Below are 24061 nucleotides of genomic sequence, written 5' to 3'. Positions count from 1 at the left end.
CCGCAACCCTCATGGTGAGCCCAGGCGCTGCCGGATCCGCTTGATCATCAGCTCCATGATCTGCGCTCCTTCGAGGGCGCTCGCTCCGTGCGGATCGCCGAGCACCCCGTTGGCCGAGACGGCGCGCACGCCCGCCGAGACCAGCGTGGGCAGGATCTCCCGCAGGGGCTGGCGATTGCCGGCCTCCGCCCGGTCCAGGCGCACGTGCCACGGCGCGAGATGGAGCATCAGCGACGTCTCGGTCCGACCGGCGTGAAGGTCGACCTCTTCGGTGGCACAGGGAACCCACCGCACCTCGTGCCCCTCGCTCACCAGCTGTCCGACCGCCGCATCGAGGGCGTTGACGTTGCCGCCGTGTGCGTTGACCAGCACGGTACGGCGGGCCCAGCAGTGCAGGGAGCGAACCAGCTCGACGACGACCTGGGTGAGTGCCGGCGTACCGATGGAGCAGGTGCCGGGGAACTCCTGATGCTCCCCGGAGGCTGCATAGGCGAGGGGCGGTGCCAGCCACCCGCCCGACAGCGTGCCGTCGGCGATCAGCGCCTGTGCGACGGCGACCGCGATGACCGTGTCGGTCTCCAGGGGCAGGTGTGGTCCGTGCTGCTCGATGGAGCCGACCGGCACCACGACGAGGTCGGCCGCCTCGGTGTCCGGCCACGTGGCGGAGGCGAGGGTAGCCATCTCAGGCCTCAAGGACCGCCGGACGAGGGGCACCCAAGGCGCGGTGGAAGTCGGGGGGCACCAGCAGCTGGTCGGGGCTGAGCTCGTGCACGGAGGAGAGGCCCATGCCCATCAGCGCGGAGTCGATGCCGCTGCGTAGCACGTCGAGGACGTTCTCCACGCCGGCTTGACCGTTGGCGGCCAGGCCCCAGAGATAGGCGCGCCCGATCATCACCGCCTTCGCGCCGAGTGCGACGGCCTTGACCACGTCGGAGCCCCGGCGGATCCCGCCGTCCATGAGGACGTCGATCTGGTCCCCGACCGCCGAGCTGATGGGATGCACCATCCTGATGGCGGCGGGGGTGCCGTCGAGGTTGTTGCCGCCATGGTTGGAGACCGAGATGGCCTGCACCCCGGCGTCGACCGCCCGGCGGGCATCGTCAATCCTGCAGACACCCTTGAGCATGAAGGGCTTCTCGCCGGAGATCTGCGCCCACTGCTCCCGCATCCAGGCGACGTCCTCCCAGGACGGCGGGGTGGTGGTCATCCACTCGTAGTAGGCGCCGAAGAAGGTCGGGGCTGGGCCGAGACGTCCGTCGGCGCCGCTGGGAGCCAGGTTGGGTGCGGTGAGGTCCGGGATCTGGCCGGTGCGGCCGAACTGGTAGAGCCAGCGCGGCTTGGTGGCGACCTTCGGCGCCATGCGCACCATCGTCTTGAGGTCGACCTTCTCGGGGATTTCGGGGCTGCCCCAGTCGCGGCCCATCGAGAACGACCAGTCCAGCGTCGCGATCAGGCCGAGGGCGCCGGCGTCGGCGGCGCGCTGCATGCGTTGCAGCATGACGTCCCGCTCGCCGGTCCAGTACATCTGGAAGAAGGTACGGGCTCCGGTGGCGACGACCTCCTCGATCGGCTTGGAGGCGAAGTTCGACAATCCCATCAGCGTGCCTCGTGCCGCTGCTGCGTGCGCGACGGCCACCTCGCCCTCGGGATGCACGGCCTGGACGCCGGTTGGGGAGATGAGCACGGGCAGCGAGACTTCCTGGCCCATCACCGTCGTGCGCTGGTCACGGTCCGGCAGCTGCCCGGCGACGTGCGGCGCAAAGCCGATCTCAGCGAAGGCGGTCTGGTTGCTCTGGGCGCTCTGGCCTCGTTCGGAGCCGGCGACCAGGGCGCCGTACACGGGCCGGGGGAGTCGCCTGCGGGCCCGTTCCTGCGCCACCGCGACGGACTCGAACCAGGGGTTCTGCTTCCACGGATTCTCGATCTTCATCTAGCGGCAGGCCTTTCCGGGCTCGGCGCTGCACCCGCAGCCGCCGGAGGTGGTGGGCGTGAAGCCCGCCAGTGGGCTCTCCGCGCAAGCAGAGACCGGTGGCGATGCCGGCGCGGCAGCCCTCTGGTCGGTGTCAGGGCGTCGGCTGAGCGTGAGCATCACTGGCTGGTTGCGTGGGGGTGTGGCTCTGGAGTGGTCCTGGCTGGCTGCGGGGATGGTGCGTCCGCCGGCCTCGTTGAGCCGCTCGAGGGCGGTCTCGCCGTAGCCCTGCACGCATTCGGGGTCGGGGCCGTCCATCGGCAGGCCGGTGAAGAACTTCGCGGCCATGCAGCCGCCGCGGCAGGAGTCGAAGAACGAGCACTTCGAACACGCGCCGCCGGTCTGCGGGCGACGCAGGTCGGTGAAGAGGTCGGACTCCTGCCACACCCGTCGGAAGCCACCCTCGTCGAGCAGGTTGCCGGCAAGGAAGTTGTCGTGGATGGCGAACGGGCAGGCATAGACGTCGCCGATCGGGTCGATCAGGCAGACCACCCGGCCGGCGCCGCACAGGTTCAGGCCCGGGAGTGCCTCGCCGAAGGCGGAGAGGTGGAAGAAGGAGTCTCCGGTGAGCACCTTCTCTCCGTTGGCCATCAGCCAGTCGTAGAGCTCGCGCTGCTGCTCCGGGAGCGGGTGCAGCTCGTCCCACACGTCCGCGCCGCGGCCGGAGGGACGCAGCCGGGTCAGCCGCAGCGTGGCGCCGTAACGGTCGGCGATCGCCTTGAACTCGTCGAGTTGGCTGAGGTTCTGCCGGGTGCAGACCACCGAGATCTTCGCGTCGGCGAAGCCGGCCGCCTGCAGGTTCTCCAGGGCGCGGATCGCGGTGTCGAAGGAGCCCGGGCCGCGCACGTAGTCGTTGACCTCCGCGGTGGCGCCGTCGAGGGAGATCTGTACGTCGACGTAGCCGTTGCAGGCGGGGGAGGCCAGGAACGCCGCGCGGTCGGGGGTGAGCCGGACGCCGTTGGTGGAGAACTTCACGCCGACCTGGTGGTCGATGGCGTATTGCAGCAGGTGCCAGAAGTCAGGACGGATCGTCGGCTCGCCGCCGCCGATGTTGACGTAGAAGACCTGCATCCGCTGCAGCTCGTCGATCACGGCCTCGCACTGCTCGGTGGTCAGCTCGCGCGGGTCGCGACGACCCGAGGACGACAGGCAGTGGGCGCAGGCGAGGTTGCAGGCGTAGGTGAGCTCCCAGGTCAGGCAGATCGGGGCATCGAGGCCGTACTCGAACTGCTGCACCAGGCTGCCGCCGGTGGGGCGCACCCGGGGCAGGGAGGGGGCGAGGGTCATCGGGGATCTCCGTGGTGAGCGGCGCCGGCCGGACGCGGCGCGAGCATGTCGGTGGCAACGAGCCCGGCGAGAGCCCGCTGATAGGCGGGATGGTCGGCTTCGGGCACGCCGACCATGAGCAGCGCCTCGCGCGCTGTGGGGTGCTCGCCGAGCCGGGTGACGACCTCCACCAGAAGCGGATGCTTCAAGAAGGTCAGCCGCCGGTTGCCGAAGTGGTAGGCGAGTGCGCCGAACGGCTCGGGGCGGAGCGCGACGGCGGGCGACAGTGTCCATCCCTGGTCCAGCACGGTCATCTCCGATGTGGGCTGCGTCGGCACGGCGAGCACCTCGGCGTCAGTAGACGCCGCACATCCCGTCGATCGAGACCTCTTCGATGAGCTCCTCGACGACGGGTGCAGGACTCTCCTGCTCGGGGGTGTGGGTCATGTCAGCCTCCTGACGGTCGTGCCACGGTGGTCGCCGCCACATTAAGTGCACCGATGGCAACAATGGAAGAGATTTACCGAAAATGATTAGGTAATCGCCATGACGCATGGGCGACGCTCTCCGGCGGGCCGGCCCGAGGTGACCTCGCACGCGGAGATCGAGCGCGTCGCCTTCCAGCTCTTCGCCGCGCGCGGGTTCGAGGGCACCCCCTTGGAGGCCATTGCCGAGGGTGTCGGGGTGAGCCGGCGGACACTGTTCCGCTACTTCGCCTCGAAGAACGACATCCCCTGGGGGCGGTTCGATCGGACCCTGGAGCACTTCCGTGAGCTGTTGGCGGTGATGCCCGAGGATCTCCCGCTGGAGGAGGCGGTGCATCGCGGCGTCGTCGCCTTCAATCGGTTCCCCGACGATGCCGATCCGGGGCACCGGGAGCGGATGCGGCTGATCTTGGAGACGCCGACCCTCCAGGCCCATTCGGTGCTCCGCTACCGGCAGTGGCGCCGGGTGATCCAGGAGTACGTCGCCGAGCGGCGGGCGGAGCGAGTCGACGACCTCGTCCCTCGGCTCGTCGGTCATGTCTCGCTCGGCGTCGCCATCGCGGCGTACGAGCAATGGCTCGAGGATGAGTCGCTCGGCCTGGAGCGGCTCCTGGGTGACCTGCGGGACGCCTTGCGGCTCTACCTGGCTGACCCCTGTTGTCGCGAATAGCGCGGTCCGGCAGCGTGCTCCTCGGCCCTTGCTGCCGACGCGGCACTGAGTTAATCTAATGATGTTAGATAACTGAAGGGCGGACTCGATGACACCCACGATGAGGCGGACGATCCGCTGCGCCACCGCCGGCGCAGCGGGCCTTGCTGCCGCTGGCTTCGCCTCCCGCTGCGTGACGCGGTGCCGGCAGGCGCCGGGGCCCGAGGAGTGGACGGGCTCCGATTGGAGCCAGCAGGTGCGCGACTACGCCTACGTCGAGGGTCGCATCCGCTACCTCGACCATGGCAGCGGTCCGGCGCTGGTGCTCCTGCACGGGATGGCCAGCAGTTGGCAATGGTGGTTGCCCGTCCTTCCCGAACTGGGGCGTCGCTTCCGTGTGATTGCGATCGACCTGCCGGGCTTTGGCGGATCCGATCCGCTGACGCCGGGGTGGACGATGGCCGACCAGGCCGATGCGGTCGCCGCGCTGTGCGCGCACCTCGACGTCGACCACCCGGTGGTGCTCGGTCATTCGATGGGTGGTCTTGTCGCGCTGGCGCTGGAGGCGGGATACCCCGAGCTGGTCCAGCGGCTGGTGCTGGTCGGCGCCGGAGGCGTCCCGATGAGCGAGCGACACCTCGAGATCGTGCTGGCCGGCCTGCGCTTCGCCCAGCGCCTGGTGGCCAGTCCGCGGGTGCTCAGGCTGCTCGCCCGCAGGCCGGGACTGCTCCGGGCCATGCTCGCCTCCGCCATGGTCCACCCGGGCCGCCTGTCGGATGCTCTCGCCGTCCAGGTGGCGCCCTCGCTGGCTGCGCCTGCCTTCGCCGACTCGATCGCGGCCAGCGCGGTTGCCGTCCGTCACTCGGAGCAGGAGCAGGTCCAGGCGCCCACGCTGCTTCTCTGGGGCGAGCGTGACCGGTTCGCTCCGCTGAGCAGTGCGTTCCAGATGAGGGCCCGCGTCCCCCACGCGCACCTCGAGGCGATCGCTGACGTCGGGCATCTCCCGATGATCGAGGAGCCGGAGCGATTCGCCCGCCTCCTCCATCGCTACGCCGATCCGACCCGCCCGCTGCCGGGACACAACCCTCCAGGAAGGGACCGCCATGTCCGTTGAGAACCCGTCCGAGCCGCCCTGGGGTGGCGGTCAGGAGATGACCGAGCTCGAGTCGACGATGTGGCGTGCCAACAGGCATCCGGAGAACTCCACGCAGGGTGGCGTGCTGGAGGTGCTGGACGGCACGCCGGACTGGGACGAGTTGGTCGCCTGGCATCGCTTCGGGCTCGAGCAGTACCCGCGCTTCACCCAGAAGGTCGTCGAGCCGGCGTTGCCGGTGGGGCCGCCGGTCTGGGTGGATGACCCGGAGTTCGATCTCGACCATCATCTGACGCGCGTCCGGCTCGACGGTGCCGGCACCATGGAGCAACTGCTCGACGTCGCTCGCGACGCGGCGCTGGTTCCGCTGGACGCGGCGCGTGCGCCGTGGCGCGGGGTGTTCATCGAGGGCCTGGAGGGCGGCCGGTCGGCGTACTTCCTCGTCGTCCACCACTGCCTGATGGACGGTCACGGCAGTGTGCAACTGCTCGCCGACCTGCACGGTCGCGACCGCAAGGCCGTCGAAGGAGCTACTCGGTCGACGCGTCGGGATGGCTCCGCCAACACATGGGCAGTGGCGGCCGGTCAGGTCGTCGGCAGGGCGCGGAGGGCACCCCGTCTCGCCACTCGCACGCTGGGGCTCGCCGTGCGCGCGCTGCGCGATCCGGCGGGCTCGGTCGGTTTCGTCGGCTCGGTCGGACGCGTGCTCGCGCAGCCGCAACCCAGTGAGTCGCCGCTGCTCAGCTCGGGTGCACGGACCAACTGGCAGTACGGCGTGCTCTCCTGCGACCTCGGCCGGCTCAAGGCGGCAGGGCGATCGGTCGGTGGCACCATCAACGATGCCTACGTCAGCGCCGTTCTCGGCGGCCTGCGGCGATACCACGAGGCACATGGCGAGCCCATCGGCGACGTGGTGATCAACATGCCGGTGTCGATGCGTGGCAACGACGACCCGCGTGGCGGCAACCGGTTCGCGGCTGCATTCCTCAACGCGCCGTCGTCGGTGGTCGACCCTGCCGAGCGCATGAGAGTGCTGCGGTCGCAGGTGCAACGGATCAGCAAGGAGCCGGCGCTGGACTTCTTCAGCATCGTCCTGCCGGTGCTCAACCGGGCACCGGTGCAGCTGCTCACACCGCTCTTCACCGGCATGCAGAACCGCACCGACGTCACCATCAGCAACGTCCCCGGCATTCGTCACGAGGTCAAGATGCTCGGGGTGCCCGTCTCAGGCATCTACTACTTCGGCCCGCTCCCCGGCTCGCCGGTGATGGTCGTCCTCTATTCGCTCAACGGCTCCGCCCACATCGGCATCAACTGCGACGGCGACGTCTTCGACCCGAGCGAGCTGTTCGCGCACCTGCAGGACGGGCTCGACGAGATCCTCGCCCTTGCCGGGCCCTGACCTCGTGTGTGGATTCCCCGCCCGGGCGGGGAACTTGTCGCTTGTATGCCGTAGCTACGCACACCAAGCAACAGTTTTGGGCACACAGTGTGACGCGTGGTGTCGCGTGAGCCGGAGGGCACGTGGGCGCGGTGAGTCCCTGGATGGCGATTGGGGTTACTCCAGCGTGTCGGTCCGGGGAGCCACCCACTCGATGAGAGGCCGGAGCTGTCGCCAACCGTCGCGGACGACGCCCACCAGCTCCGGGCCCTGGATCACCGAGCCGAAGCCGAGGCTGCGGGTGACCACGAGGGAGCGGTGCCGCAGCAGCTCGATCCGCGGGTGATCGGCGTCGTACCCGCGGGGTTTGGTCTTGAGTCGGTCGCCACCGACCTCCCAGTCGTCGCTGGCGAGTCGTTCGACGGTCCGGACGAGCTCCGGTCCGGTCAGGTCCGAGTCGATCGCGGCACGTACGGCGGCCAGCCGGGTGGCGCTCGCCTCGTAGAAGCCTCCGCCGATCCGGACCCCGCGCGCCGAGAGCTCGACGTACCACCCGGTTGCCGGGGCGACGCCCACGAACGCCCCCTGATGGGTCTTGTACGGTGTCTTGTCCTTCGCGAACCGTACGTCCCGGTAGGGCCGGAACACCTTGGCGGTGCCGAACTCCTCAGCCAGCGCTTCGGTCAACGTGACCATCGGAGCCTTCACACTCTCCGCGTATACGTGCTTGTTGGCCTCCCAGAAGGACTTGGTGTTGTCGACCTCGAGGTCGTCGTAGAAGTCGAGCGCCGCCTCGGGAAATCCTTGGAAACTCACGGACCGAGCCTACGGTCACGCGTCGTCGTGACGAAGGCGACCGGGACGGGTGCTCACACCCGCACCGTCACCTGGCCGTCCGAGACCTCCCAGTGCTGGTCGGTGCGCAGGTTGGCCAGCAGGCGCCGGTCATGGGTCACCACCAGCAGGGTGCCCTCGTAGCGGTCGAGAGCCTGCTCGAGCTGGAGGATCGCCGGTAGGTCGAGGTGGTTCGTCGGCTCGTCGAGCACCAGCAGGTTCACGCCGCGGGCCTGCAGCAGAGCCATCGCGGCGCGGGTCCGTTCCCCGCCGGACAGTCGATCGACCCGACTCGCCACGTGATCGGCCTTCAGGCCGAACTTGGCGAGCAGGGTGCGTACGTCGGCCGGGCTCATCTCTGGGACGACGGCCTCGAACGCATCGCCCAGAGGCCGGTCCTCGGCGAATCCGGTGCGCGCCTGATCGATGCCGCCCACCGCGATCGTGGCGCCCAGTGAGGCGCGTCCCGCGCTCGGGGACAACTCGCCGAGCAACAGGCGCAGCAGCGTCGACTTGCCCGCCCCGTTGGGCCCGGTGATCGCAACCCGGTCGCCGGCGTCGACCTGCAGCGACACCGGTCCCAGGGTGAAGTCTCCCTGCTGCACCACTGCCTGGTCCAAGGTCGCGGCCACGGTCGAGCCGCGCGGTGCTGCCGCGATCTCGAACTGCAGCACCCATTCCTTGCGCGGCTCCTCGACCTCTTCGAGCCGGGCGATCCGCGACTCCATCTGGCGGACCTTCTGCGCCTGCTTCTCGCTTGACTCGGACTGTGCTCGGCGCCGGATCTTGTCGTTGTCGGGACTCTTCTTCATCGCGTTGCGCACGCCCTGGGAGGACCACTCCCGCTGGGTGCGGGCACGCGCCACCAGGTCACCCTTCTTGGCCGCGAACTCCTCGTAGGCGTCGCGAGCGTGCTGCTTGGCGACGGCTCGTTCGTGCAGGAAAGACTCGTAACCGCCATCGTGGACCGTCACCTGGTTCTGGGCCAGGTCGAGTTCCACGATCCGCGTGGCGACCCTGGACAGGAACTCCCGATCGTGCGAGATCAGCACGACACCGGCTCGTAGGCCGGTCACGAACGCCTCCAGGCGCTCGAGGCCGGGCAGGTCCAGGTCGTTGGTGGGCTCGTCCAGCAACACCACGTCGAAGCGGCTCAGCAGCAGTGCAGCCAACGCCGCGCGCGCTGCCTGACCGCCGGAGAGCCCGGTCATCGGCGCGTCGGGGCCGACGGTGAGGCCCAGTTCGGCCAGGGTTGCGGGAATCCGGTCGTCCAGGTCTGCGGCGCCGCTGGCCATCCACCGGTCGAACGCCGCGGCATAGGCGTCGTCGGCCCCTGGCGCATCACTGCCGAGCAGGGCGGCGCTCGCCTCCATGGCCCGGGTTGCCTCGCGAGCGCCGGTACGGCGGGCGATGTAGTCCGCGATGGTCTCGCCGTCGATGCGCTCGTGCTCCTGGGGCAGGTGGCCCACGAAGGCGTCCGGAGGGGCGGTCGTGACCGAGCCGTCGAGGGGTTCGTCCAATCCGCCGAGGAGCCGCAGCAGGGTCGACTTGCCCGCGCCGTTGGCGCCGAGGATCCCGACCACCTCGCCGGGCGAGACCGTGAGGTTCAGGCCTTCGAACAGGGTGCGGTGGCCGAATCCTCCAGCGAGGTCCTTGGCCACGAGAGTGCCGGTCACGGCAACAACCGTAGTGGTGGTGCTGGGATGCCTACCGGGCGGACAGGTTGTGCACGGGAGGGTCAGTGAGATCGAACGTGATCTCGACCAGGTCCTGCCCGCCGAGCGACTGGACGCTCATCGCCTCGGTGTTCCGGGCTTCACGGGCGAGCCGGTCCGCGAGGAGCGGCGTCGGCGCGACGAGCGTCATCACCAAGCCGCGGCCGGTGACGAAGAGAGAGGTGGTGAGGGTGGTCCCACGAGGCAGCGTCCCGATGACGGAGAGGAGCGTCGGGCCCAGCTCTCCTGCCTGCTCCGTCCCGGCGTCCGTCGCGCCCGACCGCACGGTCAGACCGATGCCTCGTTCGCTCGCGGCGCTCAGTGCATGGGCGAACCAGGTGCCCATCCGGGTGAGCTGAGGGTCCAGCGTCGTCAGCTGCCGGAGGAAGTGCTCCTGGTTGCCGCAGCGGGTCTGCACGTCCGGGTCGTGGGGGCTCATCCGCCCTTCGCCGATGGCACGCAGCAGGTCGACGGATTGATCGAGCCCAGCCTGCCGCCACCGGCGCCGGGCCTCGTCGGCGGCGTCGACGGCGGCCGTCTCGACCCGGATGGCGAACCGCTCCTGGTGATCGCGGGAGGCCCGCCTGACGACGGCGGTGAGCGTACTCATGAACGCCGCGACGCCGAGGACGACGCCGACGCCCGCGGTGGCTGCTGCGACGTTGATCAGTGCTGCGTCGGTCGAGCGCGGTGCTACGGCCGCTGCCACGGCGAGCCCGGTGCCGAAGTAGGTCATCAGAGCGAGGATCCTCGTTGCTCGTGAGGCCGCGAGGAGGACCAGCGCCAGCGTCGGGCCGACCGGTGCCACCGCCTGCCAGAGCAGCGGGTCCTCCTGCCCGAAACCGACCGACCACGCAGAAGCCAGATAGGCCGCAGGCCCGGCGACAAGCAGGATCACCGCGGTCCCGCGGGGGAGTCGGGGTCGGGAGCGCACGCGCCAGGCCATCCAGCATGCCCACGCGACCAGGGGCGGCATCAGCCACTCCGGCGTGGGCCGCGCCTGGTGATTGAAGAGGGCCAGTGAGGTCGCGACCACGATGAGGCCGCCCAGGACCAGGGCGGAGGCTCGGGCTCGCACCTCCCGCAGCAGCTCCTCGGCGTCGACCGACTCGACGGCGACGGAGCTGCCGTCGGAGAGGAGGCCGCTGAGTGGATAGGTCATCCGCACCGTGGTGCCCTTGCCCGGTGCGCTGTCGAAGGATGCGGTGATCCCGACCTCGCGAGCGCGGTCGAGGATCGAGCGCTGGACGCCGCCCTCCGGTCGGAGCGCCGCGTCCGTACCTCTGCCGTCGTCGCGGATCTCCACGACGGCCAGGCCCGCGCGGCGGTCGACGGTGACGGTGACCTCCTCGCTTCCCGAGTGCTTGGCGGCGTTCTGCACGGCTTCGGCAGTCGCCCGGCCGAACGCCCGTACGACGGGGGCGGGGAGGAGCGCCTCCAGCTGTGCGATCGAGTCGTCCGGCATCCCGGAGTGCCGCACGCGGATGCCGGAGGGACGGGCGGCGTCCCGAAGGCGCTCGCGGGCCGGCGGCTCCTCCGGAGTGCTGGCGCGGAGGAGCTCCAGTGCCTCGACGTCGTCGAGGCACCGTCTGCGGACGGCATGGTGGTCGTCGAGAGCCGAGCCACCGTTGGCGATCGCCCCCAGCGTGTTGATCGCGGTGTCATGCAGGACCCGGGCGTCCTCGGCGACCTGCTTGCGTGCAGAGCCCCGCGCTTCCAGGTCAGCGAGCGCGGACTCCAGCTCCTTCGCCTCCCGGTCCACGTCGTGGGTGTAGTCGATGATGAAGGAGAGCCCTACGCGTGCCGACGGCGTGGTCGCGAGCAGGAAGACCGCGAACGAGAGGGGCAGGATGTGCGGCCAGTCAGGTCGAGTCGCCACCATGGTGGCGGGTACGACGAGCAGCGCGACCCCGGGCACCAGCCGCCACCAGCGACCATCGAGGACGTAAGCGTGCGCGAGGACCACCATCCACCACGCCGCGAACAGGAGCACGCTGTCGGTCGACGGGGCGACGTTCCAGTCGAGGAGGAAGGTGGCATAGACGCTGGCGACCACGGCGGTCCGATTCCATCCGCATCGCAGTGTCGCCAGGCTCAGAAGCAGGCAGGCCGCGTGCGCCGCAGCGACTCCGGTGGCGAGCGGGGTCCAGCCGAGCGAGGTGAAGGCGGACAGGACGAGCGCGCCCTGCCATCCCGCCATGCCCACGAGCAGAGCAGTGCGGATCGACCGCTCCAGGCTGGCCGTCGCCCATCCGTCGGTGGCCTGCTCTCCGCGGGGGTAGCGCAGGCGGCGGATCCCCTCGGCGGCCAGGGTCGTCAGGGGGATCGCAGCGAGGCGTCGGCGGTGAAGAGCCACCGGGCGATCCTAGTGAGGAGGAAGAGGAGGGATCGGGCGTTTCCCCCGGTTCTGCCGGGATGGCCGCATGTCGGCGAACGATTCTTCGTCACTTCTCAGCCGTTCGGGGTCGCGTGGCAGCCGGGGCGGGTGTGTCCTGGAAGTCCCCGTCGGTTCTCGGCGGGGTCGACACGAGAGGAGAGACCATGCACATCACGCGCATCCCCAGGCGAACGCGTCTGCGCGGACTCGGCGCCGTGCTCGCCGCGCTCATGGTGGTGGGTCTGCCGACCCCGACGCTCGCGGCGGCGAGCGCAAGGACGCCGTCCGCGGCGTCGCCGCCCGCCTGTACGGCGGCGATGACGAAGATCTCCTTCCGCGCCGGCCAGGGTGCCGCCGGATCGATCTACGGCCACGTCCGGGTGAAGAACGTGTCGAGGCAGACGTGCACGACCCATGGGTACGGCGGCATCTCCTATGTCGGCTACGGCGACGGCACGCAGGTGGGCGCCGCGGCGCAGCGGACCCGGGCGAAGGTCCGGACGGTCACGTTGGCTCCGGGGCAGCGGGCCCGGGCGCGGGTGCAGATGGTGGAGGCGGGCAACTACCCGCGGCGTACGTGTGGCCCGACGAAGGTCGACGGCTTCCGGGTGTATCTGCCCGGCGAGACGCACGCCGCCTTCGCCCGCTACCGGACAACGGGGTGTGCGAACGCCCACGTGCAGCTGCTCTACAACAAGCCCTACCGGCGCTGACCGATGCGCTGGTCGAGCACCAGTGTCGGTCGTCCGCGCGATGATTTCCCGGCACCGCGATGGTCTCCATGACAACCGAACCACTACCGAGGAGGACGTATGACCACCACGTTGAACCCGTACCTGAACTTCCGCGGCGCCGCGCGTGAGGCGCTGGCCTTCTACCAGGAGGTCTTCGGCGGCGACGTCAGCACGATGACCTACGCCGACATGGGCGGCATGGGCCTGCCGGAGGAGCACAGTGCCTGGGTCATGCACGGTCAGCTCACCACCGGCGACGGACTGACGCTGATGGGGGCCGACGTACCGCCGTCGCATCAGGAGCAGATCATCGAGGTCGCGCAGATCGCGTTGAGCGGCGGTCCGGAGGACGAGGAGCTGCTGCGGACCCGGTTCGCACGACTCTGCGAGGGCGGCCAGATGCACGTGCCGCTGGAGAAGGCGCCGTGGGGTGACTGGTTCGGCATGTGCGCCGACCGCTACGGGCAGCACTGGATGATCAACATCGCGGGGGAGGTCGCCTGACGATCGACGGGCAGGGTCCCCACCGGGATCGTATTTAGGTTAGGCTCCCCTTGGTCAATTCAGAAGGGATCCTTCCATGACCACGACCCTCGTGACTCCGCCCCGCATCCTCGACGTCGTCGAGGTGACCCGCGTCGAGTTGCTGAGCCCGACGTTCGTGAGGATCGAGCTCGGCGGTCCCGCGTTGGCCGACTTCGGTGTGGACGGGCCGCTCATGGACCAGCGGATCAAGCTGATCTTCCCCAATGACGCCGGAGTGCTGCCGCCGCTGGAGAGCGACGATCACGAGAACTGGTACGCCGCGTGGTCCGCACTTCCCGACGAGGAGCGCGGGCACATGCGCACCTACACGGCCCGGAAGGTGATCGGCGAGGGCGAGCAGACCCGGCTCGTGGTGGACTTCGTGCTGCACTTGGCGCCTGGTGCCAGCGGCCCGGCCGCACGTTGGGCCGCAGCGGCGAAGGTGGGCGACCGGCTGGCGATCGTCGCGCCGCGGCGCGGCTACGACTTCGGTGGGATCGAGTTCCTGCCGGGCACCGCTCGCTCGCTGCTGCTGGTGGGCGACGAGACCGCCGTCCCTGCTGTCTCCGCGATCCTCGAGCAGCTCCCGGCCAATGCCATCGGCACCGCCTTCCTCGAGGTGCCGGTGAGCGCAGACATCTTGCACCTGGTCGCTCCAGCCGGGGTCGAGGTGATCTGGCTACCGCGTAACGGCCAGCCGCACGGCGACCGACTGACCGTCGCTGTGCGTGATCACTTCGGGCTGGCGGAGGTCGTGGGCGAGGTCGCGACTGTCGCCGACGACGCCGTCGACCCCGACCTGTGGGAGACGCCCACCTGGTCGTCGTCGGGGGAGGAGATCGCTGCCACCCGCCTGGTGGGCCACGATCTGGCCGGGCTCTACGCCTGGATCGCGGGCGAGTCGAAGGTGGTCACGGCGCTGCGTCGTGTGCTCGTCAACGAGCTGGAGGTGGACCGCAGCCAGGTGGCCTTCATGGGCTACTGGCGCGAGGGCGTGGCCATGCGCTCCTGACGCCTGCCCCTCGGCGGAGCGCTGACCCGAAGGTGCCGCGCGCGTCCGCTGCGCTGGCTGTCGAGGCTACTGTCGGGGCAGGACGTCACGGGGGTGGAGATGAGAGGCGGCGCTCCGGGGTCGGGGCTGGTGGGGCGGCGCGCGGAGTTCGCGCAGCTGGTCCGCAGCATCGACGAGCCCGGAGGCGTTGGCGCCGTGATCGGCGAGCCAGGTATCGGCAAGACCGCTCTGGTCCACCGGCTGCTCGCCGAGGCCGGCGAGGGCCGCGGACATCTCGGCGGTGCCCTCGCCACCGTCTCCCAGATCTCCTACCTCGCCCTGCGGCGTGCCGTCGCGGCGGGTCTGCCGTCCGGCGCCTGGGTGCGCGAGCCGGCGCACGTCGCCGCTGCCGTCGCCGCTCACGTGGCTGACGGGGTGCTGGCGGTCGAGGACCTGCAGTGGGCGGACCCGGGGACCCTCGCAGTGCTGGAGCTCCTGGCGGGTCGCGTGCGCCTGGTGCTCTCCGTGCGCAGCGGTGACACAGGGAGCGAACCGGCGCTCGCGCTCGTACGCCGGATGGATGCGACCGAGGTGCTCCTCCGGCCGCTGGAGACCGCTGATGCGCTCACCTTGCTCGACAGCCGCGCGCCCGGCACGCCGCCGAACGCGGCGGCCGCGCTGCTCCACCGGGCTGCAGGGAACCCGATGCTGCTGGTGGAGCTGGCAGCGGGAGAGGAACGGGTGGCGAGCGTCGTCCTGGGGCTCCTGGCACGGCTCCGGCCGCTACCTCAGCTGGCACGGCAGTCGATGACGCTCCTGGCGCTGGCCGGGGGCGAGCTGCCTATCGAGCTCGTGGCCGGCGTCACGGAGCTGCAGGCGAGCGAGCTCGTCGAGGTCGGCGACGGCCGCGTGGTTGCACGCCACGCCCTGCTGCTCGACGCGATCGTCGAGCGGATCGACCCGGCTCGACGACGCGGCCTGCGCGCGGCGTTGGCGGCGGTGCTCGGGCCGTCGGGCGGCCCGACCCCGACGGCAGGCGACGATCGGCTTCGCGAGCTTCGGGCGGCGGTCGCGGTCTTGAGCACTGGCGCCGAGGCTGGAGACGACGCGGCTGGCGCCTCGGCTCTCGACGCTGCGACCGGGGCGGGAGCCGGCGGTCTCACAGCGCGTGAGCTCGACGTGGTGGCGTTGGTGGGCGAAGGTCTCACCGACCGGGCGATCGCAAATCGGCTCGGCCTCTCCGTACGGACCGTCGAGACCCACCTCGCCTCCGCGCGCCGCAAGCTGGGCGCGGGTAACCGGAGGCAGGCTGCGCTCCTCGCCGGAGCCGACCGGTGAGGCCCCTGATCGTCGTCGAAGGTCGCGACGAGGAGTGGGTGCACGCCGTCCACCAGGTGCGGGCGGTGGGCTGGCCGGTGAGCTCGGGACTCTGCGACCACGCGGCGTTTCCGGTCACGGGCTGCTCCGGCGTGGTGTGCAGCGCTGTGGTCAGCGACTCGGCTGGGGCGGCGCGTGCGGTCCTTGCCGGGGTAGCGGGGCACGGCTTGGTGGTCCTGGCCGGTGCCGGTCGAGACGTCAACGATCGACTCTGCGACGACCTGCGCCACCTCGGCGAGCTGGATCACCGGGTCGGGGTGAGAAGGACACCGGTTCTGACCGCCGAGCAGCATGCTCTCCTCGACGGCCTGCGGGCCGGAGAGCAGATCGGCACCCTCGCGGAGCGGCTCTTCCTCTCCCGCCGCTCCGTGGAGCGCCGGCTCGCGCTGCTGCGTGAGCTCTTCGCTGTCGACGGCAACGTGGCGCTGGCCGCGGCGTACGGCACGCAGTTGGCAGAAGTCCCGGTGCCAGGCCCGGACCAGCCGGGCCGCGGTGTCGCATTTCCCTGATGTGGGGTCGCTGGGCGGCGTCCTAGCGTCTGTGTGACGAAGACCGAGCCGGCCCCAGAGGCGTGCCAGGGCAGCCGGAGTGCTGCGTCTGTCCCTCCGGTCCGCCGGCCTTGCTGTGGCCATCGCAACGACGGTCACTGGAGAGGACACCTGCATGGGCGCCCTGCGCACTCTGACCGCTGCCATGGCACTGACCGTGTCAGCAGCATCGGCCACCATCGTTCCCACGTCGTCAGCCACGGCCGCGACGACCTACATCTGGAACCAGGGGTGGGACGATGCCGGCAACTCGATTCCCGGCTCGGACCACAGGAGTTGGGACAACGCCAAGAATTGGTCCCCGCAGGGGGTGCCGGGCCCAGGCGACAGCGTGGTCCTGGAGCAGGCACCCTTCCAAGGCGCGACGACGCTCACGGTGCCGGAGGGCATGGTCCTGGACTCGTTCGTCGTGCGTGGCAGCACGACCGGCAACGTCTACCTGCAGGGAGCCCCTCTGCGTGTCACCGGCTCGTTCGACTGGACCGGCGGGCAGATCGGCATCCCGATCGAAGTCGCCGGCACCGGTCGGCTGGCCGCCGGGCAGGTGAAGAGCCTGGCCTACCTCGCCGGCCGGGTGGGCATGCTGAAGGTGACCGGCAGCCTCCTGCTCGACGACATCGGGACGGCGGACGATCAGCGCCTGACCACGACGCCCGACGCGCAGGGTGACGAGGACGGCATCTACGTCGCCCCCGGCGGCGAGCTGCGAACCGAGGGCACCAACCTGGTCGCGGGCACGAACTGCTGCGTCGACCCGGCGCGCGTCGTCATCGACGGCACGCTCCACGTGGGCACCGGGACGACGACCGTCCGTGCGGCCGAGCTCGGTCTCCACGGCACGACCCGCATCGTCCCGGACGCGACGCTCGTCTCGACGGTGGGGCCGGTGAGACTCGGCGACGGTGCCCGCTACATCGGGGGAGGGACGCTCGACTTCACCGCGACCGCCGCGGTCGTGACGAACCCGGCTCAGGAGCGGGTGCCGGGCGGGATCCTCATGGAAGGCATGGGCGAGCTGGCAGACGGGACCCGCATCCATCTCGGCCCGGCCGCCAAGCTGACCGGCGTCGGTGGCTTCGACGGACCCGGGACGCTGGACGTCTCCGCCCCTGCCGGTAGTGGAAGCCAGGGCGCCGTCATCCATGCCGACCTCACCACCGGCGCCGCGACCCGCCTGCGTCTGGGGGGTGGGGTGCCGTCACGTCTGGAGGCGTGGAAGGCCGATCTGCCCGGCTACCAGGGAGTGCTCCGGGTCGAGGGCGAGGCCGAGCTGGCTGCCGGGTCGGCGTTCGTCACCCAGGCCAGGACGAGGACCGTGATCGCCCGTGGCGGCTCGTTGCGTCTTGAGCCGCGGACGACGTGGGGCAACGGCGACTGCTGCCTCGCGCCGGCGCGTCTGACGAACGACGGCACGCTCACCGTTGCGGCCGGAGCGGGCGCGGATCCGAAGGTCGTGCGTGTGGACCTGAGGACGACGGGCGTGCTCTCGGTTGCGGCCGGTCGGCAGCTGCGGACCGAGGATCAGCCGGTCCGGTTGGGTGGCACGTTGCAGGTCTCCGGCGGCGGTGCGCCGGACAAGGAGCGCGCCGTCGTCACCGGCCAGAAGATCATCGGCAGCTTCGCCTGCGTACGCCCTTCAGGCCAGGTTGCGACGTACACCGCCACTCGGGTGAGCGTGACCGGGGTGATCGGCAGCCTGACGGGCTGTCCCCCGCGCGGGAAGCCCGTGAGCCTCGGGACGAAGAAGGTCGCGAAGAAGAGCTCGGCCCGATTCACCGCCACCAAGGGCGTGTCGACGAAGGCGACGAAGGTGCTGGTCGCCGTCACCGTCGTCAAGGCCAAGGGCGTGGTCAAGATCGCTGTCGACGGCGCTCCTGCCTTCACCGTCGGCAAGGGCACCACGACTCGCTACGTGGTCGCCAAGCGTGTGAAGAAGAAGTTCGTCGTCGTCGGTAACGGAGGGAAGAAGCCGATCACGGTGAAGGTGACCATGCTCGGCGCCGCCTGACGGATGCCTGAGATGCGACGAGGCCCTGACTGTCATCAGTCAGGGCCTCGTCGTTGTGGAGCGGACGACGAGGTTCGAACTCGCGACATTCAGCTTGGGAAGCTGACGCTCTACCAACTGAGCTACGTCCGCACGACCACGAAAGCGGTCGGTGAGATGCTACTCGATCGGCGCCAACGTGGGCCGTTTGGGGGTGACCGTGTCGCCGGAGGAACGACCGGTCAGGCGACGGTGCACCCAGGGGAGAGCGGAGGTGCGGGCCCAGTCGAGATTCTCGCGGCGCTGCTCGCGGGCCGTGCGCAGCGGCAACGGGGGGAGGAGCGGATCGTCGATGGCGTGCGGGATCCCGAGCGTCTCCAGCACGTGCTGGGCCATCCGTTGGTGGCCGGCCGGACCCATGTGCAGGCGGTCGGTGTCCCAGTAGCGCCAGTCGCGGTACTCCCGCATGCGCCAGAAGTCGACGACCGTGGCGCCGTACCGGTCGGCTGACTCGCGGACGAGCTCGTTGTAGAGGGCGAACCGGCCGCGCAGCGAGCCGAAGATCCCATGGGGACCCGCATCGAACGCAGTCCACACCAGCAGTCGCGCTCCGGTCCCGGCGAGTCGGCCGAGGGCTTCGTCGTACGCCGCCACGGCACCGTCGAGGTCGACCTTGGGTCGGAGCATGTCGTTGCCGCCGGCGTAGATGGTGACCAGGTCGGGCTGCATCGCCAGCGCCGGCTCGATCTGCTCCTCGAGGATCGCGGGCAGCTTGCGTCCGCGGATCGCCAGGTTGGCGTACCGGAAGTCGGGGTGGTGCCTGGCGAGCTGCTCCGCGACCCGGTCCGCCCAGCCGCGCAGCCCGTTCGGGTGGCGGGGGTCGGGGTCACCGACGCCCTCGGTGAAGGAGTCGCCCAGGGCCACGTAGCGCTGGAACGACACCATCAGATCTCGGTCCGGTGGAAGTTCTGGAAGGAGCGCGACGGCGTGGGGCCGCGCTGGCCCTGGTAGCGGGAGCCGTACTTCTCCGAGCCGTAGGGGTGCTGCGCCGGCGACGAGAGCCGGAAGAAGCAGAGCTGTCCGACCTTCATGCCTGGGTAGAGCTTGATCGGCAGGGTGGCGACGTTGGCGAGCTCGAGCGTCACGTGGCCGCTGAAGCCGGGGTCGACGAATCCCGCCGTGGCATGCGTGAGGAGGCCGAGTCGGCCCAGGGAGGACTTGCCCTCCACCCGCGCAGCGATGTCGTCGGGCAGGGTCACGACCTCGTAGGTGGAGCCGAGCACGAACTCGCCCGGGTGCAGGATGAAGGGCTCGTCGCCCATCGGCTCCACCATGCGGGTCAGGTCGGACTGGTCGGCCGCGGGGTCGATGTGCGGATAGCGGTGGTTCTCGAAGACCCGGAAGAAGCGATCCAGCCGGAAGTCGATGCTGGACGGCTGCACCATGGCAGGGTCGTAGGGCTCGATGGCGATCCGTTGGGCCTCGATCTCGGCGAGGATGTCGCGGTCGGAGAGCAGCATTCTGGCAGCCTAGTGGTCCCGGTGACGTGGTGAGCGATCAGCCTCTGCGCCGCCGGGCGCGGAGTGGCAGCGTCACGTGAGGGCCGGTCGATTAGATTGGTGCGGTGAGTACGCCGCCACCTGACTCCCGCGGGACCGCGCACATTGGCCACGAGGTCGTCGTGACCGGACCCGGCGTCGACACGCGGCGGCGCTGGATCCTGCTCGGCGTCGCGATCGTGATCTTCCTGATCGTCCTCTTCCTTCTGAGCCGTGTCGGCGCGGAGCGGGGGAACGAGGTGCGCTTCGGATTCCCCGATGCCGTCGACGGGATGGCGCTGACGAAGCCCGACCGCGCTCCCGAGGCACGCAACCGGACCATCGTCGCCCACTACGACCGCCGCGGCGACGGCCTGCCGACCGTCGTCGTCGAGTGGCTGCCGCACCAGCGCCTCGACGCGGCGCTCGACGGTGGCGAGCAGGTGACGGACGGGATGCGCTGCGTACGAGCTCCGCAGCCCACCTGCGCGACCAAGGTCCGCGACGGCGTGGTGCGGGTGACCCAGGGATCCAGCGACATCAACGAGGTGCGCCACCTGACTCAGGCCTTCCTCGCCGCCCGGGTCAAGCCCGATACTCGCGACTGACCCTTCCCTCGGTCAGTTTCCCCGCCCGGGCGGGGAAACCGATGCTTGTAGGCCGTAGCTACACACGCCAGGCAAGCAATTTCCCCGGCAGGTGGGGCGGTCTAGCGCTCGAGGGCCTGGTTGTGGAGGTGGACCAGGCCGGGGGCGTCGGCGCGGAGCTGCTGGAGCAGTGCGAAGACCTCGCGGGTGCCGAGACCCCTGGAGGAGGAGGGCATGCCGGTGATCCGGTCGAGGGCGAGATCCTCGGGGAGACGGATGCCGATCTCGAAGCGGTAGTGGGTGTCCTCGAGGCTGAAGTCGATGTCGGCAACCGTGCCGGAGTGGTAGTCGCCGGAGAGGGCGTCCCACAGGACGACCCGCTCCCCGGGCTCCAGGCCGCGGTCGAGAGCCAGGTCGGAGTGGTTGAGCAGGATCGAGCGGGCGCGGCGAGTGAACTCGCTCATCTCGATGCCGATCAACTCCATGACTGCTCCTCCCGGGTGCTTCGCTGCTGCTTCAACGACGGCGACCGCCGGATGTCACGCATCATGGGCTGTGTCACATCACTGGTGCAGACCAGGGATGCAGATCTCCCTCATATCGGGGAGACCAGCAGGTGTTGTGCGGGAGGCCACACGCAACAGCGCCGCTCCTGATGCCACCAGGTGGCACCGAAGAGCGGCGCTGTCAGACGCGACGGGTCAGAGGTCGAACAACGAGCCGGCCTGGTTGATGTCGGCCTGCTTCGGGGTGTTCTCCGGCCCGGGTGCTGCCTTCGGCGCCTCCGCCTCGGGCTCGGTCTCAGCCTCGGGCTCAGCGACCTCCGCCTCGGGCTCAGCGACCTTCGTCTCGGTCTCGGGCTCGGTCTCGGACCCAGCTGCTGCCGGAGTCTCCTCCGGGACCTCGGGCTCGGCCGCCGCGGCCGGGTGGGCCGCGGGTGCGGTCGGCTCGGGCGCCACAATGTCGAAGAGCGAGCCGCCGGCGCTGAGATCGGGCACCTCGGCAGCCGGCACGGCTGCGGGAGCCGCAGGAGTGGCGACCTCCGAAGTCGCGGCTTCGGCTGGGGTCGACTCTTCAGCCTCTGGCTCGACCGCGACCTCGGTGGCCGACTCGGCCGGCCCAACCGGCTCGGGTGCAGGTGCAGCGATGTCGAAGAGCGAGCCGCTGCCCAGGTCGGCGACCGGTTCGGCAGGCTTCGACGCGGCAGGCTTGCTCTCGACGGGCTTCGCCTTGGTTGCGGGCGCCTCGGCGGGCTTCTCGGCCGCCGGCGCTTCGGCGGGCGCGGCGATGTCGAAGAGCGATCCACCGGAACCGAGGTCCGGGCTCGGTGCCGCGGCAGGTGCGGCCTTCGCCTCCGGCTCGGGGGTGGCGGCCGGAGCCGTCTCCTCAGGAGCGCCGAGGTCGAAGAGCGAGCCGCTTGCGGGCTTCTCCTCCGCGGGTGCGGGCGTATCGAAGAGAGACCCGCCCTCCTGCTTCGCCGGAGCCTCGTCGAAGAGCGAGCCGCCCGACGAGCCCTCGTCGAAGAGCGAACCGCCTGCCTGCTTGGTCGACGCTGCGGGTGCCTCCTCCGCAGGGGCATCGAAGAGCGAGCTTCCCCCGCTGGCCTTGGCGTTCGGCCCGACGTCGGCCGGCTTGGCGACGGTCTCGTCGGTGAGTGTGACGTCGCCGGCCTCCGGCTCCGCCTTGGTGGCGACCGAACCGGACTTGGCGACCGGGGCGGCGGACTGACCGGGCTTGAACTTGGTGGCGACCTCGCCCTTGACCGAGGCGAGCAGCATCTGCGCGACGTCGAGCACCTCGACCTCTTCGCGGGCGTTGCCGGCAGCCTGCTCGGCGGTGAGGCCGTCGGCCAGCATCACCCGGCAGAAGGGGCAGCCGACGGCGATCTGGTCGGCACCGGTGCCCACGGCCTCCTTGGTGCGGTTGACGTTGATCCGCTCGCCGAGCGTCTCCTCCATCCACATGCGCGCGCCACCGGCGCCGCAGCAGAACGAGCGCTCCGAGTTGCGCTCCATCTCGTGGAACTCAGCCCCGGGCAGCACCTGCAGCAGCTCGCGCGGCGGCGAGTAGACACCGTTGTGGCGACCGATGTAGCAGGGGTCGTGGTAGGTGATCGAGCGCTTGTGCGCACCCTCGCCGGTCTTGATCGGGGTCAGCTTGCCTTCGCGCACAAGGCGGTTGAGCAGCTGCGTGTGGTGCACGACCTCGAGCTCGATGCCGAAGTCCTTGTACTCGTTCTTCAGGGTGTTGAAGCAGTGCGCACAGGTCGAGACGACCTTCTTGACCTTGTACTCCTTGAAGGTCTCGACGTTCTGTGCGGCCAGGCCCTGGAAGACGAACTCGTTGCCGGCCCGGCGAGCCGGGTCGCCGGTGCAGGTCTCCCCGTTGCCCAGTACGCCGAAGCTCACCCCGGCCATGTCGAGCAGCTCGGCCACCGCGCGGGTCGTCTTCTTGGCGCGGTCCTCGTAGGCACCGGCGCAGCCGACCCAGAAGAGCCAGTCGACGGACTCGAGCGACTCCAGGTCCTCCCCGACGACCTTCACGTCGAAGGGGAGGTCCTTCGCCCAGTCCATGCGGGCGTTCGCCGACATGTTCCACGGGTTGCCCTTGTTCTCCAGGCCCTTGAAGAGCCCGTTGAGCTCGGCCGGGAAGTTGGACTCGACCAGCACCTGGTAGCGACGCATGTCGACGATGTGGTCGACGTGCTCGATATCGACCGGGCACTGCTGCACGCAGGCACCGCACGAGGTGCAGCTCCACAGGACGTCCTCGTCGATGACGTAGTCCGCGCCCTCGGGGTTGTAGAACCAGTCGTAGACCTCGGTGCCGGCGCCCTGCGCCTCGTCGCCAGCGCCGGAGCCGATCAGCGAGGTGCGGGCGGTGGCGGACTCTTCGCCGCCCACGGTCGCGTAGGCGTGCTCGCGAAGGCCCATCATCAGCAGCTTCGGGGAGAGCGGCTTCTCGGTGTTCCAGGCCGGGCACTGCGACTGGCAGCGACCGCACTCGGTGCAGGTGGTGAAGTCGAGGATGCCCTTCCAGGAGAAGTCCTGGATCGAGCCGACGCCGAGGGTGGAGTCCTCGTCGAGGTCGTCGATGTCGTCGAGCGTGATCGGCTTGCCGGCCGAGGTCAGCGGCTTCAACGCACCCAGCGCCGTGGTGAGCGGAGTCGCGTCGAGCGAGGTGCGCGGGGTGGACTCGCGCTTGAACCAGATGTTGAACCAGGCGGTGAAGCGGTGCCAGGCAACGCCCATGGTCAGGTTGGTGCTGATGACGATCAGCCAGACCATCGCGGAGACGATCTTGACCATCGCGATGAAGAAGATGATGTTCTCCAGCGTGCCGATCGAGCCGTGGCCGGTCGGGTACAGGTTGCCGAAGACCTGGGACACCGGGAAGTGGGCGCCGGTGGCGTGCTCGGCGTGCTCCCCGCCGTGCGCCTGCGCAAGGTTGTACTCCGCGCCCCGGATGAAGAGGATCGCGGAGCTCTCCAGCAGCACCATCGCCTCGACGAAGTACGCCTGCCACATGGTGGAGCCGAAGAAGCGGCTGCGACGTCCCTCGGAGTCGGGGCGGTGCTGGAGCCGGTAGACGATCAGCGGAATGATCGCCAGGGTGCCGAAGAGGCCGAGGAGTTCGGCGATCCACTCGTAGACGGCCCACTTGCCGATGATCGGGATCGTCCACTCGGGATCGAAGAGCTGGAAGAAGGCCGCGCCGACCGCTGTCGACAGCACGATGAATGCCGCGAACGCGAACCAGTGCAGCGCACCGACCCACGTCCATTGCAGCATCCGTGTGTGCAGCACGGTTTCCTTCAGCATGGTCAGCGTGCGCGCGCCCGGCTGGTCGGCGCGACCGGTGGCCGCCTGGCCGACCCGGATCGTCGCCAGCATCGCCCGCACGGCGCGGACGGTCAGGGCGATCGCCACAACGCTGACGGCGAGCGACACCACGATGGCAATGGTCTGCATGGATCAAGCTCCTGAGCCTGGTGGAGACATACGT

The 24061-nt window shown here is 70.0% G+C and carries 22 protein-coding genes and 1 tRNA gene; 10 read left to right on the top strand and 13 right to left on the bottom strand.

Annotated elements, in window-relative coordinates:
- Window positions 1-9: 9 nt before the first annotated feature.
- From mftE to mftA, 5 genes are read right to left on the bottom strand one after another with little or no spacing between them, the layout of a single operon-like run.
- A complete protein-coding gene (mftE, locus tag DNK54_RS10840) occupies window positions 10-681 on the bottom strand; it encodes a mycofactocin biosynthesis peptidyl-dipeptidase MftE (RefSeq protein ID WP_110206955.1) in 672 nt (223 codons plus the stop codon).
- 1 nt (window position 682) lies between these two features.
- A complete protein-coding gene (gene mftD, locus DNK54_RS10835; RefSeq protein ID WP_110206954.1) occupies window positions 683-1930 on the bottom strand; it encodes a pre-mycofactocin synthase MftD in 1248 nt (415 codons plus the stop codon).
- The gene (gene mftC / locus DNK54_RS10830; RefSeq protein ID WP_110206953.1) at window positions 1931-3256 is read right to left on the bottom strand and encodes a mycofactocin radical SAM maturase; all 1326 of its coding nucleotides are present in this window, start codon (window positions 3254-3256) and stop codon (window positions 1931-1933) included.
- Window positions 3253-3573, bottom strand: coding sequence for a mycofactocin biosynthesis chaperone MftB (gene mftB / locus DNK54_RS10825; RefSeq protein WP_239460031.1), 321 nt, complete (start codon window positions 3571-3573; stop codon window positions 3253-3255). The genes mftC and mftB overlap by 4 nt, the downstream gene beginning before the upstream one ends.
- A gap of 16 nt (window positions 3574-3589) precedes the next feature.
- Window positions 3590-3682, bottom strand: a complete 93-nt coding sequence (gene mftA / locus DNK54_RS10820) for a mycofactocin precursor MftA (RefSeq protein ID WP_110206952.1) — start codon at window positions 3680-3682, stop codon at window positions 3590-3592.
- Window positions 3683-3781: 99 nt separating this feature from the next.
- On the opposite strand from mftA, the gene mftR reads away from it, so the two are divergent.
- The 3 genes from mftR (at window position 3782) to DNK54_RS10805 (ending at window position 6864) form a co-directional block, all read left to right on the top strand.
- Window positions 3782-4390, top strand: a complete 609-nt coding sequence (gene mftR / locus DNK54_RS10815; protein WP_110206951.1) for a mycofactocin system transcriptional regulator — start codon at window positions 3782-3784, stop codon at window positions 4388-4390.
- Window positions 4391-4490: 100 nt separating this feature from the next.
- The gene (locus DNK54_RS10810; RefSeq protein WP_162602404.1) at window positions 4491-5483 is read left to right on the top strand and encodes an alpha/beta fold hydrolase; all 993 of its coding nucleotides are present in this window, start codon (window positions 4491-4493) and stop codon (window positions 5481-5483) included.
- The gene (locus tag DNK54_RS10805; protein WP_110206949.1) at window positions 5473-6864 is read left to right on the top strand and encodes a wax ester/triacylglycerol synthase domain-containing protein; all 1392 of its coding nucleotides are present in this window, start codon (window positions 5473-5475) and stop codon (window positions 6862-6864) included. Before DNK54_RS10810 ends, DNK54_RS10805 begins: the two co-directional genes overlap by 11 nt.
- 156 nt (window positions 6865-7020) lie before the next feature.
- On the opposite strand, the gene DNK54_RS10800 is transcribed toward DNK54_RS10805, so the two are convergent.
- From DNK54_RS10800 to DNK54_RS10790, 3 genes are read right to left on the bottom strand one after another with little or no spacing between them, the layout of a single operon-like run.
- Window positions 7021-7659 (bottom strand): DUF2461 domain-containing protein, encoded by a 639-nt coding sequence (locus tag DNK54_RS10800; protein WP_110206948.1) that lies wholly within the window; start codon window positions 7657-7659, stop codon window positions 7021-7023.
- Between the two features lie 53 nt (window positions 7660-7712).
- Window positions 7713-9353 (bottom strand): ABC-F family ATP-binding cassette domain-containing protein, encoded by a 1641-nt coding sequence (locus DNK54_RS10795; protein ID WP_110206947.1) that lies wholly within the window; start codon window positions 9351-9353, stop codon window positions 7713-7715.
- 31 nt (window positions 9354-9384) lie between these two features.
- Window positions 9385-11748, bottom strand: a complete 2364-nt coding sequence (locus DNK54_RS10790) for an ATP-binding protein (RefSeq protein ID WP_110206946.1) — start codon at window positions 11746-11748, stop codon at window positions 9385-9387.
- Between the two features lie 185 nt (window positions 11749-11933).
- Here DNK54_RS10790 and DNK54_RS10785 point away from each other — a divergent pair, with 185 nt between their 5' ends.
- The 6 genes from DNK54_RS10785 (at window position 11934) to DNK54_RS10760 (ending at window position 17952) form a co-directional block, all read left to right on the top strand.
- Window positions 11934-12482, top strand: a complete 549-nt coding sequence (locus DNK54_RS10785; protein ID WP_162602403.1) for a DUF4232 domain-containing protein — start codon at window positions 11934-11936, stop codon at window positions 12480-12482.
- A gap of 99 nt (window positions 12483-12581) precedes the next feature.
- A complete protein-coding gene (locus DNK54_RS10780; RefSeq protein ID WP_110206944.1) occupies window positions 12582-13007 on the top strand; it encodes a VOC family protein in 426 nt (141 codons plus the stop codon).
- 76 nt (window positions 13008-13083) lie between these two features.
- Window positions 13084-14040, top strand: a complete 957-nt coding sequence (locus DNK54_RS10775; RefSeq protein ID WP_110206943.1) for a siderophore-interacting protein — start codon at window positions 13084-13086, stop codon at window positions 14038-14040.
- A 99-nt stretch (window positions 14041-14139) separates the two neighbouring features.
- On the top strand, window positions 14140-15357 hold the full coding sequence (locus DNK54_RS21475; RefSeq protein ID WP_239460042.1) for a helix-turn-helix transcriptional regulator: 1218 nt from the start codon (window positions 14140-14142) through the stop codon (window positions 15355-15357).
- Window positions 15354-15905 carry a hypothetical protein gene (locus tag DNK54_RS10765; RefSeq protein ID WP_110206941.1) on the top strand — a complete coding sequence of 184 codons (552 nt, stop codon included), beginning with the start codon at window positions 15354-15356 and terminating at the stop codon, window positions 15903-15905. The genes DNK54_RS21475 and DNK54_RS10765 overlap by 4 nt, the downstream gene beginning before the upstream one ends.
- Window positions 15906-16059: 154 nt before the next feature.
- Complete coding sequence (locus tag DNK54_RS10760) at window positions 16060-17952, top strand: hypothetical protein (RefSeq protein WP_110206940.1); 1893 nt, start codon at window positions 16060-16062, stop codon at window positions 17950-17952.
- Window positions 17953-18008: 56 nt separating this feature from the next.
- Here DNK54_RS10760 and DNK54_RS10755 read toward each other — a convergent pair.
- The 3 genes from DNK54_RS10755 to dcd form a co-directional block, all read right to left on the bottom strand.
- Window positions 18009-18084, bottom strand: a tRNA-Gly gene (locus DNK54_RS10755).
- A 27-nt stretch (window positions 18085-18111) separates the two neighbouring features.
- Window positions 18112-18876 (bottom strand): SGNH/GDSL hydrolase family protein, encoded by a 765-nt coding sequence (locus tag DNK54_RS10750; RefSeq protein ID WP_110206939.1) that lies wholly within the window; start codon window positions 18874-18876, stop codon window positions 18112-18114.
- On the bottom strand, window positions 18876-19451 hold the full coding sequence (gene dcd, locus DNK54_RS10745; protein ID WP_110206938.1) for a dCTP deaminase: 576 nt from the start codon (window positions 19449-19451) through the stop codon (window positions 18876-18878). Before dcd ends, DNK54_RS10750 begins: the two co-directional genes overlap by 1 nt.
- Before the next feature lie 104 nt (window positions 19452-19555).
- Between dcd and DNK54_RS10740 the strand changes: the two genes are divergently transcribed.
- Window positions 19556-20077: a hypothetical protein gene (locus DNK54_RS10740; protein ID WP_162602401.1), complete on the top strand. Its 522-nt coding sequence runs from the start codon at window positions 19556-19558 to the stop codon at window positions 20075-20077.
- 101 nt (window positions 20078-20178) lie between these two features.
- Here DNK54_RS10740 and DNK54_RS10735 read toward each other — a convergent pair whose 3' ends face one another.
- Both DNK54_RS10735 and DNK54_RS10730 read right to left on the bottom strand, forming a co-directional pair.
- The gene (locus DNK54_RS10735; protein ID WP_110206936.1) at window positions 20179-20541 is read right to left on the bottom strand and encodes a hypothetical protein; all 363 of its coding nucleotides are present in this window, start codon (window positions 20539-20541) and stop codon (window positions 20179-20181) included.
- Between the two features lie 216 nt (window positions 20542-20757).
- Window positions 20758-24027 (bottom strand): heterodisulfide reductase-related iron-sulfur binding cluster, encoded by a 3270-nt coding sequence (locus DNK54_RS10730; protein ID WP_110206935.1) that lies wholly within the window; start codon window positions 24025-24027, stop codon window positions 20758-20760.
- Between the last annotated feature and the right edge of the window lie 34 nt (window positions 24028-24061).

Origin of the sequence: Nocardioides daejeonensis, assembly GCF_003194585.1 — a bacterium.
In the GTDB taxonomy this organism is placed as follows: Bacteria; Actinomycetota; Actinomycetes; order Propionibacteriales; family Nocardioidaceae; genus Nocardioides; species Nocardioides daejeonensis.
This window is presented reverse-complemented; position numbering and strand designations above follow the sequence as displayed.

Coding starts and splice junctions, on each gene's coding strand:
- mftR (WP_110206951.1), top strand. CDS start 3,782: ATGACGCATGGGCGACGCTCTCCGGCGGGCCGGCCCGAGGTGACCTCG.
- DNK54_RS10780 (WP_110206944.1), top strand. CDS start 12,582: ATGACCACCACGTTGAACCCGTACCTGAACTTCCGCGGCGCCGCGCGT.
- DNK54_RS10805 (WP_110206949.1), top strand. CDS start 5,473: ATGTCCGTTGAGAACCCGTCCGAGCCGCCCTGGGGTGGCGGTCAGGAG.
- mftC (WP_110206953.1), bottom strand. CDS start 3,256: ATGACCCTCGCCCCCTCCCTGCCCCGGGTGCGCCCCACCGGCGGCAGC.
- DNK54_RS10730 (WP_110206935.1), bottom strand. CDS start 24,027: ATGCAGACCATTGCCATCGTGGTGTCGCTCGCCGTCAGCGTTGTGGCG.
- DNK54_RS10760 (WP_110206940.1), top strand. CDS start 16,060: ATGGGCGCCCTGCGCACTCTGACCGCTGCCATGGCACTGACCGTGTCA.
- dcd (WP_110206938.1), bottom strand. CDS start 19,451: ATGCTGCTCTCCGACCGCGACATCCTCGCCGAGATCGAGGCCCAACGG.
- mftA (WP_110206952.1), bottom strand. CDS start 3,682: ATGACCCACACCCCCGAGCAGGAGAGTCCTGCACCCGTCGTCGAGGAG.
- DNK54_RS21475 (WP_239460042.1), top strand. CDS start 14,140: ATGAGAGGCGGCGCTCCGGGGTCGGGGCTGGTGGGGCGGCGCGCGGAG.
- DNK54_RS10775 (WP_110206943.1), top strand. CDS start 13,084: ATGACCACGACCCTCGTGACTCCGCCCCGCATCCTCGACGTCGTCGAG.
- DNK54_RS10735 (WP_110206936.1), bottom strand. CDS start 20,541: ATGGAGTTGATCGGCATCGAGATGAGCGAGTTCACTCGCCGCGCCCGC.
- mftE (WP_110206955.1), bottom strand. CDS start 681: ATGGCTACCCTCGCCTCCGCCACGTGGCCGGACACCGAGGCGGCCGAC.
- DNK54_RS10810 (WP_162602404.1), top strand. CDS start 4,491: ATGAGGCGGACGATCCGCTGCGCCACCGCCGGCGCAGCGGGCCTTGCT.
- DNK54_RS10785 (WP_162602403.1), top strand. CDS start 11,934: ATGCACATCACGCGCATCCCCAGGCGAACGCGTCTGCGCGGACTCGGC.
- DNK54_RS10750 (WP_110206939.1), bottom strand. CDS start 18,876: ATGGTGTCGTTCCAGCGCTACGTGGCCCTGGGCGACTCCTTCACCGAG.
- mftD (WP_110206954.1), bottom strand. CDS start 1,930: ATGAAGATCGAGAATCCGTGGAAGCAGAACCCCTGGTTCGAGTCCGTC.